We start from the raw sequence: 12,526 nt of genomic DNA on the forward strand, positions 1-12,526 counted from the left end.
CCCCTAATTGCCGTTGGCCCTGTTCAACGCTCCAGCAGTCCTACTAGGCTTCAGGGACGGCCCGCAACCGGGAGCATCGACGATCACGAGGAGCGAAGTTGTCCAACCACACGTACAGCATTTCTGAAATTGTCGGCACCTCCACCGAGGGCGTGGATGACGCCGTCCGCAACGGTATTGCCAAGGCGTCCCAGACCCTGCGGAACCTGGACTGGTTCGAGGTCAAGGAGGTCCGCGGCCACCTGGAGGACGGCAAGGTCGCGGACTGGCAGGTCACCATCAAGATCGGCTTCCGCCTGGAAGAGCACTGATCGAAAGCAACCGGCCACAGCCGACACTTCCTGGAGGTGTTGACTGCGGGCCGGTTTTGCTTTTACAGCTGTCCTAGTTTGCCGTGCCCGGACTGCGCCGCCGCCATACCGTTGGGACGCCGTCGAACGCGGGGAAAACGTGGCCCTCGAAGAAGGACAGGACCGTATGGGGATCAAGGTCCGGGCTCCATAGACCTGAGGCGGGGCAGTGCGAACCGGTGGCGGTGGAAGCGGCGCCGGCGGATGCCTGGCGTTCCTTCAACAGGGCGATGCGTTTCATCGTTGAGACCATCCTGGGGTGACAAAAAGCGGGCAGAGAAGCAGTACTCCCCACCCTAGGAAAGGGCGCGCGCCGGACCAATGGGCGGCTGGCCAGAATCCACCCCTTCCGCTGGACGAATGTACAGTGGCTCACACCCATTAAGGGGCAGGTCAGCCCAGGTCGCCGCTTTCCGCCACGGCGGCTGCGTCCCGCTCAGCGCCAGTCCCCTGACCCGCTCCGAGGCTGCCCAGCAAGGCCAGGGCGTCCGACGACGGCGATCCCGGCCGCGCGGAATACACCCGGAGCGTCTGGTCGGGGTCCTCCGGCAGGGCGAGGTTTTCAAAGTTCAGTTCCAGGTCCCCCACGGCGGGGTGATGCAGCCGGACGGTTCCGGCCGCGCGGGTTGCCACCCGGTGCCCGGCCCACCACTGGCGGAAGTGTTCACTGTGGACCGCCAACTCGCCCACCAGGTGGTTCGCCTGGGGATCGTTGGGGTGCCGGCCCACATCCAGGCGGAGCGATCCGGCGGCTTCGGCCGCCACCGTCTTCCAATCCCTGAAGAGTTCCCGGGCGGCGGGGTCAAGAATGGTCCAGCGGGTGAGGTTCCGCTCCGCGGGCGGCAGCGCCGGAAAGTCGGTGAAGAGCAGGAATGCCATCCTGTTGCCGGCAAGGACGTCGTTGCGCCGGCCCAACACGAGGGCGGGCACTTCCCCCACGGCGTCAAGCAGCTGGCGCAGTGCCGGCCGGACGCCTTGGGCTGCACTGGCACCGGGATCCCGGGGAGCGCTGGCGCAGTTTTCGAGCAGGTCCAGCATGTGCGCGTGCTCGCTGCTGTCCAGCCGCAGCGCCCGGGCCACAGCGTCCAGGACGGTGCGGGACGGGTGGATGTTGCGGCCCTGCTCCAGCCGCACGTAGTAATCGGTACTGACACCGGCCAGCCGTGCCACTTCCTCCCGCCGCAGGCCGGGAACCCTGCGGGCGCCCGTGCTGGGCCCTGTCCCGGCGACTTCCGGGCTCAACCGGGACCGCATGGCTTTGAGGAATTTTCCGAACTCGGCGCTTTGACCCATGCAGACCATTCTGCCTGCGTTGGGTGCCACGCTCTACAACGAAGGTAGGACTGGCAGTCCTAGGAAAAACAGGAACAGCTTTGCCTGCTGACTTGGTGGCCGAAAGTGCATAGGCTCAGGAGTGAGCCGGTGGAAACCGCTTTCTCACTTGTCGAGCAGCCGGCACCGTTCAGCACCTCATCTTCCAGCCATACCTCCCATAGAAGGAGCACACCCATGTCAGAGCTGACACTCAACAATGGCGTCACCATCCCGCAGCTTGGCTTCGGCGTTTTCCAGGTCCCGCCGGAAGACACGCAGCGGACAGTAGAGGACGCCCTGGAAGCGGGCTACCGCCACATCGACACCGCTGCGGCCTACCGCAACGAGGCAGGAGTGGGGGCAGCACTGGCCGCCACCGGCATCGCCCGCGAGGAAATCTTCGTGACCACCAAGCTCCGCAACGGCGAGCAGGGCAGGGCCCAGGAGGCATTCCAGAACAGCCGCAAGGCCCTTGGCCTCGACTTCGTCGACCTCTACCTCATCCACTGGCCCGTCCCGTCGCAGGGGCTGTTCGTCCAGGCATGGAAGGAGATGGAGCGGCTGTACGAGAACAAGGAAATCCGCGCCATCGGCGTCTCCAACTTCCTCTCGGACCACCTGGACACCCTGCTGGAGTCCGCGGAAACCGTCCCGGCCGTCAACCAGATCGAACTGCACCCCAGCTACCAGCAGGCAGACCTGGCCGCCAAGTGCCGCGGCCTGGGCATTGCCGTCGAGGCATACAGCCCGCTGGGACAGGGCGGGGACCTCAACGGAAACGCCGTCACCGAAATCGCCGCTGCGCACAACGCCAGCACCGCGCAGGTGGTGCTGGCATGGCACCTTGCCAACGGAAACATCGTCATTCCCAAGTCGGCCAATCCTGACCGCATCCGCGAGAACTTCGGGGCGTCGTCCCTGACGCTGTCCCAGGACGAACTGGCCGCCATCACGGCACTGGAGTCCGGTGCCCGCATTGGTTCCGATCCCGCCGTCGCCTCCTTTACCCAGATGTAGGGACCGGCAGGTTCAACCATTCCCTGCAGGCTCCCCCATCGAAAGGAAATTCCATGCAGTACACCCATCTGGGCCGCTCCGGCCTGAAAGTTTCCCGCCTCTGCCTGGGCACCATGAATTTTGGGCCGCAAACGGAGGAAGCGGACGCCCACAGCATCATGGACTCCGCCCACGAGGCCGGCATCAACTTCTTCGACACTGCCAACGTGTACGGTGGCGTGGACCACCGCGGCTGGACCGAGGAAATCATCGGGCGCTGGTTTGCGAAGGGTGGCGAGCGCCGCGAGCACACCGTCCTGGCCACCAAGCTCTATGGCACCATGACGGACCGGCCGAACGAGTCAAAGCTGTCCGCGCTGAACATCCGCAGGGCCCTCGATGCAAGCCTTAAGCGCCTGCAGACCGACTACATCGATGTGTACCAGTTCCACCACATCGACCGCGACACCCCGTGGGACGAAATCTGGCAGGCCATCGAGGTTGCCGTGCAGCAGGGGAAGATCCTGTACTCGGGCAGCAGCAACTTTGCCGGCTGGCATATTGCCCAGGCCCAGGAAGCCGCCCGCCGCCGGAACTACACGGGCCTGGTCAGCGAGCAGTCCATCTACAACCTGTTCCGCCGCGAGCTCGAACTTGAGGTCATCCCGGCAGCGCAGCAGTACGGCCTGGGCCTGATCCCCTGGTCACCGCTGCAGGGCGGGCTGCTGGGCGGCGTGCTGAAGAAGGAACGCGAGGGCGTGCGGCGCACCGAAGGACGGGCCGCCGAAACGCTGAAGAAGCACCAGGACCAGATCCGCCAGTACGAGGACTTTGCGGACGAGCTGGGCCACGAACCCGGCGATGTCGCCCTGGCGTGGCTCCTGCACCAACCCGCGGTAACCGCTCCGATCGTGGGCCCCCGCACCCAGGAACAGCTGGATGCCGCCATCCGCGCCCTGGACGTCTCGCTCGACGAAGACGCCCTCAAGCGCTTGGACGACATCTTCCCGGGGCACCGCACGGCACCGGAAGACTACGCGTGGTAACCCCGCTTGGGGCCGATACCGTGGCGCAACGGAACATCCTCTTCATCGGCGGCACCGGGGTCATCAGCGCGGCGGCGGCAGAACGCGCCGTCGCGCTGGGCCACCGGCTCACCATCCTGAACCGTGGCCAGTCCACCCGGCCCATCCCGGAGGGCACGGAGGTGCTGCACGCCGACGTTCGGGATGCAGCAGCCGTGCGGGAGGCGCTGGGCAACAGGGAGTTCGACGCCGTCGCGGACTTCATCTCCTACACCCCGGACCAGGCGCAAACCAGCATGGAGTTGTTCCGGAAGCGGACCGGGCAGTACGTCTTCATCAGCTCCGCCTCCGCGTACCAGAAGCCGCCCACGCGGCTGCCCATCCGCGAGTCAACGCCGTTGAAGAACCCCTTCTGGCAGTACTCCCGGAACAAGATCGCGTGCGAGGAACTGCTCTTCCGGGCCTACCGGGAGGATGACTTTCCCCTGACGGTTATCCGGCCGTCGCACACCTACGACCGCACCAAGATCGCCATGGTGGGCGGCTGGACGGACATCCACCGCATGCGCAACGGCCTTCCGGTCATGGTCCACGGTGACGGTACCTCCTTGTGGACCCTTACGCACAGCAAGGACTTCGCCAAGGCTTTCGTCGGACTGCTCGGAAGGCCGCAGGCGGTGGGTGAGAGCTACACCATCACCTCGGATGAGTACCTGCCCTGGAACCAGATCTACCAGCTGTTCGCCCGGGCAGCAGGGGTCCGGGAACCGGAACTGGTGCATGTGGCGTCCGAAACCATCGCCGCCCATGACGAGGAACTGGGTTCCAACCTCCTGGGCGACCGCTCCCACTCGGTGGTCTTTGACAACGCCAAGATCAAATCGCTGGTCCCGGACTTCACGGCCACCATCCCTTTCGCGGACGGCGCCCGGGAGATCGTTCAGTGGTACGACAGCCACCCGGAACTGCAGCAGGTGAACGAGGCCTACATGCAGCTCTCCGACAAGCTGACCGGCTGGGCACGCCAGGGAGCCTGAGCCCACGTCCACCGTCAACTGCCCTGCCTCCGTCCGGAGGCAGGGCAGTTGCGCAGGGGCGGCTGTGCTACATTTCGGCGCATGACTTCGCCCCCTACCAGCCAGCCCGACGACGGGCATCCCGCCGACGGGCCTGTCGCGGCAGCCATCGGACTCCTGGCGAAGCAGGGCTTCGATGCAACGTCCGTCGAGGAGCTCGCCGAGGCCTCGGGAATGAGCCGCAGCACGTTCTTCCGCAGGTTCGGGTCCAAGGAGGACGTGGTCTTTGCAGACCATGAGCGGATCCTGCGCCAGGTCAATGACCGGCTGTCCGAATCAAGGCTTGAGCCGCCCGCCGCCGTTGCGGACGCCGCCATGCTGGTCTTTGAGCACCACCTGCGGAACCCGGCAACGTCCCGCGCCCGGTACGGACTCCTGCAGGCAGTCCCGGCCCTCCGCGACCGGGAGCTGGTCACCTCCCACCGGTACGAGCGGGCATTCCTCCAGTTCCTCAATGACACGCTGCCCGGAAAGGGCCGGCACGAGTACAAGGCCGTCGCCTTCGCCGCGGCCGTGGTGGCCGTGCACAACGCCTTCCTCCGCCAGTGGCTGCGCACCACACCCAAGGCCGGGGACACCGCTGCGGCAGATCGGAAAAGGGCAGCCGCCCTGGCCGCCGAGCTCCAGTCCCTGGCGGAAACGTTCCGGCCTGCGCTCCTCGGTTCCCCAGCCCCCTCCCAACCGGCCCCGACCGTCGTCGTGACCGTCCTTCCCGGCACCGCCGACCGGGAAGCCATCGCCCAGGCGGTCAGGGACGCCCTCCCCTGGGAACATTCCTAGCCAGCCGCCCACTTTTGGAACGCAGTTTCTTGACGTGGAACTGCGTTTCATTGCATTCTTAGTTGGTGTGGTGCAAGCCACACAGTTCCGGCAGCCCCCGCCGCTGATTCAAAAGGATGCAGATACATGACGACGACGTCCCCCACCCGAGTGCCCGCCCGCACCGAAAGTCCCACCAGCTTTCCTGCCGGCACCGTGGAGCCGGACTACCTCCTCACTGAGGCGCTGGGCACGGACCCGGCCTCCGTCCTGGCAGGCATCGGTGCCGAGGACCGGGCGTACTGGGACCGCGCCCGCAACTTTGTCCAGGATGAGGTCCTCCCCGTCATCGATGGCTACTGGGAACGCGGCGAGTACCCCCTGCACCTCCTCCGCCGCCTCGGCGAACTGGACCTCCTGCGCGACGGCATAGCGGTGGAGGGCTATGCACCCATGAGCAGCATGGCCGCCGGCCTGGTGAACATGGAGATCAGCCGGGGTGACGGCTCCGTGGCAACGATGATCGCGGTCCAGGGCGGCCTGGCCCTGCGGTCCGTCGCGGAATGCGGCTCCCCGGAGCAGAAGGAGCGCTGGCTCCCGGAAATCGCCGGCGGCGCCGAATACGCCGCCTTCGCCCTTACCGAGCCCACCCACGGCTCCGACTCCGTCGCGCTCGAGACCACGGCCACCCGCACCGACGGCGGCTTCCTGCTCAACGGCGAAAAGAAGTGGATTGGCAACGGATCCGTGGGCGGCGTCAGCATCGTGTGGGCCCGGGGCGAGGACAGCCAGGTCCACGGCTACCTGGTTCCGCAGGATTCCCCCGGCTACACCGCCACCAAAATCGAAGGCAAGCTGGCCCTCCGCGCCATCTGGCAGGCCCACATCCGGCTGGAAGACGTCTTCGTCCCCGACGAAAATGTCCTGCCGGGCGCCCGAACCTTCAAGGACACAGCCCGTGTCCTGTTGGCGACCCGGCTGGGCGTTGCCTGGTCCGCCGTCGGGCATGCCACCGCCTGCTACGAAACGGCCGTCCAGTACGCCAAGCAGCGCAAGCAGTTCGGCCGGCCCCTGGCCGCCTCCCAGATCGTGCAGGAACGGCTGGCCCGGATGCTCAGCGAACTGGCCACCATGCAGCTGATGGTGGTGCAGATGACCCGGCTCGATGAAGCCGGGGCGCTCACCCCTGAGCAGGCGTCCCTGGCAAAGTACACCTGCACCCGAACTGCCCGCGGCATCGCTTCGAACGCACGTGACCTGCTCGGCGGCAACGGCATCCTGCTGGAAAACCGCGTGGCCCGGCATCTCGCCGATATTGAAGCCATCCACACCTACGAAGGCACCGAAACCATGCAGGCCCTCATCATCGGCCGCGGCATCACCGGTACCTCCGCCTTCGCGTAACTCCGCCCAACACCTCCGAAAGGAACGTTCTTGAACCAGAACGCCAACATCCCCGTCATCCTGGGCGGCGCCCGCACCCCGTTCGGCAAGTTCCGCGGCGGCCTCACCCCCTTCTCCTCCAGCGACCTCGGCGCCCACGCAATCCGGGCCGCCCTGGAACGGACCGGAGTGGCGCCGGAGCAGATCGGTGCCGTCATCGTGGGGCAGGTGATCCAGGCCGGCGCCGGCCAGGGCCCCGCCCGGCAGGCCAGCCTGGCCGCGGGAATCGGCTGGGACGTCCCCACCATCACCATCAACAAGCTTTGCCTGTCGGGTCTGACGGCCGTCATCGACGCCGCCAGGATGATCCGCACCGGGGAAGCGGACTTCATTGTCGCCGCAGGCCAGGAGTCCATGACCAATGCACCACACCTGGTACCGGGGCTCCGTGCGGGCGTGGTCATCGGTGACGCCCCAATGCTGGACTCCCTCAACCACGACGGGCTGCAGGACCCGGTGAGCAAGAAGCTCATGGGTGAGGCCACCGACGCCGGAAACGCCGAACGCGGCATCACGCGCGAAGAGCAGGACGCCGTCGCGGCCCGCTCCCACCAGCGTGCCGAGGCCGCCCGCGCCGCCGGGATCATGGCGGAGGAGATCGCGCCGATCGAGATACCGCAGCGCAAGGGACCCGCCGTGACCCTTGAGCACGACGAGGGCATCCGTCCGGACACCACAGCGGAATCCCTGGCCCAGCTCCGCCCGGCGTTCTCCAAGGCGGAGACCGCCACCATTACCGCTGGTTCGTCGTCGCCCCTGTCCGATGGCGCGGCCGCCCTGGTCATCGCCAACAAGGCGGCAGCCGAAGCCGCAGGCCTGGAATGGATCGCCGAGATCGGCGCCCACGGCCAGACCGCCGGACCTGACGGATCCCTGCACTCCCAGCCCGCCCGGGCCATCGAGCGCGCGCTCAAGCTCCAGGGACTCACCGCCCAGGAACTGGACCTGGTGGAAATCAACGAAGCGTTCGCCTCCGTCCTCATCCAGTCCGCCAACGACCTCGGCATTGAAACTGAGGCCGTGAACACCGAAGGTGGTGCCATCGCCCTGGGCCACCCGGTGGGAGCGTCGGGGGCACGCCTGGTACTGCACCAGGCGCTGGCCCTGAAGCGCCGCGGTGGCGGCACCGGCGTCGTGGCCCTCTGTGGCGGCGGCGGCCAGGGCGACGCCCTGATCCTCTCAGCATGACCCACCCCAACGAAGAAGCAGGCCATGACCAACACCAACTCCGCTGACGGCTTCGCCACCATCTCGGTGGCAGCCGTGCTGGCTGAATCAGCCAAAAGGACTCCGGACAACATCGCGCTGGTAGTGGGCGAGGACCAGGTCAGCTACAGCGACCTGTGGCGCCAAACGCGTGCCTATGCCGGCGCACTGCGGGCGCGTGGGATCGGCCCGGGAGACGCCGTCGCCGTCCTGATCCCCAACGTTCCGGACTTCGCCCGGGTGTACTACGCCATCCTGTCGCTAGGTGCCATTGTTGTGCCCGTGCATGCCCTGCTCAAGGCCCGCGAAATCGAGTACGTCCTGCAGGACAGCGGCGCCAAACTGCTGATCTGCGCCGCACCGCTGCTGGGCGAGGGCGCGGCGGGTGCCACGGCCAGCGGAATCGACGTGCTGACCGTGATGGCTTCCGACGACGGCGGGTTCCACCGACTGGAAGCGGAAGCTGCGGCGGCAGAACCGATCCAGACGTACGAACCGTGCCGCCCCTCGGACACGGCCACCATCCTTTACACGTCAGGCACCACCGGCAAACCGAAAGGCGCGCTCGGCACCCACTTTGCCTTGGTGGAACAGACCAGCACCCTGCTGACCAGCGTGATGGATTTCCGGCCCGGCGACGTCCTGTTCGGCGGGCTGCCGCTCTTCCACACCTTCGGCCAGACCGTGGTCCTCAACACGGGGCTGCGCGCCGGCGCCACCATCGTCCTGATGCCGCGGTTCACGGGCCCGGACGCCCTGAAGCTGCTGGCCAAGCACAACGTCAACATCTTCATCGGCGTGCCCACCATGTACGTGGCGCTCCTGGAAGCCGCCAAGACCATACCCGATCGGCCCGCTGCCCTGCGGTACGGCATCTCCGGCGGCGCGGCCCTTCCGCTGGCCGTCCTGGACAAGTTCCGCGACGTCTACGGCGTGGAGATCCACGAAGGCTATGGCCTGACGGAGACCTCGCCGGTGGCCGCCTTCAACCACGTGGGCACGACACCCCGGCCGGGCACCATCGGGGTCCCGATCTGGGGCGTTGACATCGAGATCGCCCGGCCCGAGGTGGTGGACAGCATTGAGCTGCTTCCCAACGGCGAATTGGGCGAGCTGGTCATCCGCGGCCACCTGCTGATGAAGGGCTACCTCAACCGGCCAGAGGCTACCGCGGAGGCCGTGGTGGACGGCTGGTTCCGCAGCGGGGACCTCGGGACGAAGGACGACGACGGCTACCTCACCATCGTGGACCGCAAGAAGGACATGATCATCCGGAACGGCTACAACGTCTACCCGCGTGAAGTGGAGGAAATCCTCCTGACCCACCCCGCCGTCGTCAGCGCCGCCGTCTATGGGATTCCGGATGACGTCCACGGGCAGGAAATCGCGGCAGCCATCGTGCTGGACGCCGGAGCCAGCGTGACCGAATCCGAGTTGATCGACTTTGCCAGCGCGCAGCTGGCCGCCTACAAGTACCCGCGGGTGGTCCGGATCCTCTCCGAGCTCCCCCTGGGACCCAGCGGAAAGATCCTCAAGCGGAAATTGGCGGAAGACCCTGCATAGGGTTCGTTTGGACTAAAAAACTTGGCGAAGCCGGGCGTCACGCCCTGAGTCAGCCTGCGTCAGAGGGCCTGCTGCAACCGCAGCGGGTCCTCTTTCGTTCTACAACGTTCTAAATACCCTCTCTGAGCTAGGAAAACAAGGCTTCCCTTGCCCCCACCCCACCGCTAGATTGCTGGGGAAGCGTTTTCCGGTCTCAAAATTGAAAGGATTCACTGATGAATCCCCGCATCCTTCCCCTTCGCCTGCTCTCCGTTGGCGCAGCCGGCCTGGCACTGACGCTGAGCTGTCTCGCGGCCCCGGCCTCCGCCGTCGGACCCTCCCCCAAGCCCGGGAATCCGGGCATTCAACTGGACCACCTGGACCGTGGCCTGGTGGCCGCCGCCACCTCCGAGGGCGTGTTCCTCAGCTGGCGGTTGCTGGGCAACGAGGCAACCGGCTCCTCCCCCACCGGCTTAACCGGCACCGACTTCAACGTCTATCGGGACGGCCAAAAACTGGCAACCGTCACGGACAGCACCAACTTCCTGGACCGGGTTGGAACCGCAGGATCGGTCTACCAGGTGCGGGCCGTTGTCGCGGGAGTTGAGGTTGACCGGAGCGCCGGCGCCACACCGTGGGGCAGCAACTTCAAGGACATCCCGCTCAGGAAGCCGGCCGACGGAGTCACCCCGGCCGGCCAGGCCTTCACCTACTCCGCCAACGACACCTCGGTGGGGGACGTGGACGGCGACGGGCAGTATGAGTTCATCGTCAAATGGGATCCGAACAACTCCAAGGACGTCTCGCAGGTGGGCTACACGGGCAACACCTACGTCGATACCTACAAGGCGGACGGCACGCTCCTCAGCCGGATCGACCTGGGCGTCAACATCCGGTCGGGGGCCCACTACACGCAGATGCTGGTCAACGACTTCGACGGCGACGGCCGGGCGGAGATGATGATGAAGACAGCCCCGGGGACCAAGAGCACCAGCTTCAACGCGGACGGCAGCATAGCGGCCAGCTCGTTCATCTCCCTGCTCCAGTCCGATATCGACGCCGGATACTCCAACACTGATGACTACCGCATGAGCGCGGCGGATTACTACCAGCACATGGTAAAAACCTTCCGGGGCTGGACCGAGCACCCGGAGGTCAAGGCGGGCCGCTGGCCGGCCACCCTGGAGGAAGCTTTCGGTATCGCCCCGCAGTACAAGTACCCGCTCTCCCAGGCTGATGCGGAAAAGCTCACCGACTACTTCATGGACGTCTATGCCCCGTCCCGCAGTGCACGCAACAACCTGCGTGCATTCGAGGGCTTCATCGTGTCGGGACCGGAGTACCTGACGGTGTTCGAGGGCGCCACGGGCAAGGAACTGAAGACCGTGGCCTACACCCCGGGGCGGACGGACGACGGCCTGATGTGGGGCGACTACGCCATGGCGCGGATAGAGCCGGGGAACCGCGTGGACCGGTTCCTGGCCGGCGTCGCCTACCTGGACGGCCGGAAGCCGGCGGCGGTCTTCGCCCGCGGCTACTACACCCGCACCACACTGGCCACCTACACCTGGGACGGGACCAATCTCTCGCCCGTCTGGAACGTGGACTCGGGCTGGACACCTATGAGCAACCCGTTCAACGACTCACCGCACGGCCGGGACGGCACGGACCCCACCTACGGCAAGCTCACCACGCAGGGTTTCCACTCCCTGAGTGCGTCCGACGTAGACGGTGACGGCAAGCAGGAGATCGTCTACGGGTCCGCGACGCTCGACGACGACGGCTCGGTTTTGTACACGTCGTTCGACACCCTGCCGGTGGGCAGCGCCGCTCCCGGCGAAGAGGCGCGGCTGGGCCACGGAGACGCCATGCATGTGGCCGACATCGACCCCAACCGGCCGGGAAAGGAAATCTTTACCGTCCACGAAGGAGCGGCATATGCCCCATACGGCTACGCCATGCGGGATGCCGCCACGGGTGAGGTTCTGTTCGGCGCGTACTCCGGCAAGGACACCGGCCGCGGCATGATCGGCGATGTGGATCCGGAAGTTCCCGGCATTGAGAACTGGGCCATCGGCATGCAGTCTGCGGACGGCCGCAAACTTTCCAGCAGCGCACCCGGCACCAACATGAGCATCAAGTGGGCCGCAGACATGACCACGCAGATAATCAACGGCTCGGGCGACCAGACCCCCACTATCGATGACTGGAAGCGCGGACGGCTGCTCACCGCCGACGGCACCCGGACCAACAACAGCACCAAGGGCACTCCCGGCCTGGTGGCCGATATCCTGGGAGACTGGCGGGAGGAAATGGTGGTCCGCACGGCAGACAGCTCCGCCCTCCGCATCTACCTCAGCACCGAAGTAACCAACCACAAGCTCTACACGCTGATGCACGATCCGCAGTACCGGGCCGAGGTTGCCAGGCAGAACACCGCGTACAACCAGCCCGCTTACACCGACTTCTACTTCGCTTCCGACATGAAGTTTGGCAGCGTCCCGCTGCGTGCTGCCTGGCTTCCGGGGAGCATCAAGGCCCTGCAGGACATCCTGACGGACCTGAGGGACTCGGGGGACGTTTCCGGACCGGTGGCCAGCCAGCTTGCCGCAAGCATCCAGCAGGCGGCAAAGGTGGTCCAGGACGGCGACACGGCTAAGGCGGGGCAGGTGGTGCAGCGGTTTGTTGACTTCCTTGCCCAGCAGAAGAAGCCGGATGCGGTGTCAAGTACGGCCCGCGTGGCGCTGGAGTACAACGCAGGCAATATCCTCCGGGCATTCTCGAATAGCGGGCAGTGAGAGCCGGGACGGGCGAT

11 protein-coding genes are annotated in these 12,526 nt (G+C 66.2%); 9 read left to right on the forward strand and 2 right to left on the reverse strand.

Annotation, left to right across the window (positions count from 1 at the left end; all coding sequences use genetic code 11):
• The first annotated feature begins 98 nt into the window (after positions 1-98).
• Positions 99-311 carry a dodecin gene (locus tag ACFO0G_RS18990; protein ID WP_142131425.1) on the forward strand — a complete coding sequence of 71 codons (213 nt, stop codon included), beginning with the start codon at positions 99-101 and terminating at the stop codon, positions 309-311.
• Between the two features lie 73 nt (positions 312-384).
• Here ACFO0G_RS18990 and ACFO0G_RS18995 read toward each other — a convergent pair whose 3' ends face one another.
• Entirely contained in the window at positions 385-591 is a 207-nt protein-coding gene (locus ACFO0G_RS18995; RefSeq protein ID WP_056331347.1) for a hypothetical protein, read from the reverse strand.
• A gap of 152 nt (positions 592-743) precedes the next feature.
• The gene (locus ACFO0G_RS19000; protein ID WP_286401175.1) at positions 744-1,643 is read right to left on the reverse strand and encodes a helix-turn-helix domain-containing protein; all 900 of its coding nucleotides are present in this window, start codon (positions 1,641-1,643) and stop codon (positions 744-746) included.
• Between the two features lie 216 nt (positions 1,644-1,859).
• On the opposite strand from ACFO0G_RS19000, the gene ACFO0G_RS19005 reads away from it, so the two are divergent.
• From ACFO0G_RS19005 to ACFO0G_RS19040, 8 genes are all read left to right on the forward strand, one after another.
• The gene (locus ACFO0G_RS19005) at positions 1,860-2,681 is read left to right on the forward strand and encodes an aldo/keto reductase (protein WP_286401173.1); all 822 of its coding nucleotides are present in this window, start codon (positions 1,860-1,862) and stop codon (positions 2,679-2,681) included.
• Positions 2,682-2,734: 53 nt separating this feature from the next.
• Positions 2,735-3,706, forward strand: a complete 972-nt coding sequence (locus ACFO0G_RS19010) for an aldo/keto reductase (RefSeq protein ID WP_286401171.1) — start codon at positions 2,735-2,737, stop codon at positions 3,704-3,706.
• The gene (locus ACFO0G_RS19015; RefSeq protein WP_286401168.1) at positions 3,700-4,722 is read left to right on the forward strand and encodes an SDR family oxidoreductase; all 1,023 of its coding nucleotides are present in this window, start codon (positions 3,700-3,702) and stop codon (positions 4,720-4,722) included. The genes ACFO0G_RS19010 and ACFO0G_RS19015 overlap by 7 nt, the downstream gene beginning before the upstream one ends.
• An 81-nt stretch (positions 4,723-4,803) precedes the next feature.
• Complete coding sequence (locus ACFO0G_RS19020; protein WP_286401166.1) at positions 4,804-5,541, forward strand: TetR/AcrR family transcriptional regulator; 738 nt, start codon at positions 4,804-4,806, stop codon at positions 5,539-5,541.
• Between the two features lie 126 nt (positions 5,542-5,667).
• On the forward strand, positions 5,668-6,924 hold the full coding sequence (locus ACFO0G_RS19025) for an acyl-CoA dehydrogenase family protein (RefSeq protein ID WP_286401163.1): 1,257 nt from the start codon (positions 5,668-5,670) through the stop codon (positions 6,922-6,924).
• A 30-nt stretch (positions 6,925-6,954) separates the two neighbouring features.
• Positions 6,955-8,151, forward strand: a complete 1,197-nt coding sequence (locus tag ACFO0G_RS19030; protein ID WP_376979540.1) for an acetyl-CoA C-acetyltransferase — start codon at positions 6,955-6,957, stop codon at positions 8,149-8,151.
• Positions 8,152-8,175: 24 nt separating this feature from the next.
• Positions 8,176-9,732 carry a long-chain-fatty-acid--CoA ligase gene (locus tag ACFO0G_RS19035; RefSeq protein WP_376979542.1) on the forward strand — a complete coding sequence of 519 codons (1,557 nt, stop codon included), beginning with the start codon at positions 8,176-8,178 and terminating at the stop codon, positions 9,730-9,732.
• A 215-nt stretch (positions 9,733-9,947) separates the two neighbouring features.
• Positions 9,948-12,509, forward strand: a complete 2,562-nt coding sequence (locus ACFO0G_RS19040; RefSeq protein ID WP_376979544.1) for a rhamnogalacturonan lyase — start codon at positions 9,948-9,950, stop codon at positions 12,507-12,509.
• Positions 12,510-12,526: the final 17 nt, after the last annotated feature.

Source organism: Arthrobacter sedimenti (assembly GCF_042652025.1).
In the GTDB taxonomy this organism is placed as follows: Bacteria; Actinomycetota; Actinomycetes; order Actinomycetales; family Micrococcaceae; genus Arthrobacter; species Arthrobacter sedimenti.

What these genes read in the sequence shown, in the direction of transcription:
- ACFO0G_RS19010 (WP_286401171.1), top strand. Translation starts at nt 2,735, where the DNA reads ATGCAGTACACCCATCTGGGCCGCTCCGGCCTGAAAGTTTCCCGCCTC.
- ACFO0G_RS19005 (WP_286401173.1), top strand. Translation starts at nt 1,860, where the DNA reads ATGTCAGAGCTGACACTCAACAATGGCGTCACCATCCCGCAGCTTGGC.
- ACFO0G_RS19000 (WP_286401175.1), bottom strand. Translation starts at nt 1,643, where the DNA reads ATGGGTCAAAGCGCCGAGTTCGGAAAATTCCTCAAAGCCATGCGGTCC.
- ACFO0G_RS19025 (WP_286401163.1), top strand. Translation starts at nt 5,668, where the DNA reads ATGACGACGACGTCCCCCACCCGAGTGCCCGCCCGCACCGAAAGTCCC.
- ACFO0G_RS19040 (WP_376979544.1), top strand. Translation starts at nt 9,948, where the DNA reads ATGAATCCCCGCATCCTTCCCCTTCGCCTGCTCTCCGTTGGCGCAGCC.
- ACFO0G_RS18995 (WP_056331347.1), bottom strand. Translation starts at nt 591, where the DNA reads ATGAAACGCATCGCCCTGTTGAAGGAACGCCAGGCATCCGCCGGCGCC.
- ACFO0G_RS19035 (WP_376979542.1), top strand. Translation starts at nt 8,176, where the DNA reads ATGACCAACACCAACTCCGCTGACGGCTTCGCCACCATCTCGGTGGCA.
- ACFO0G_RS19020 (WP_286401166.1), top strand. Translation starts at nt 4,804, where the DNA reads ATGACTTCGCCCCCTACCAGCCAGCCCGACGACGGGCATCCCGCCGAC.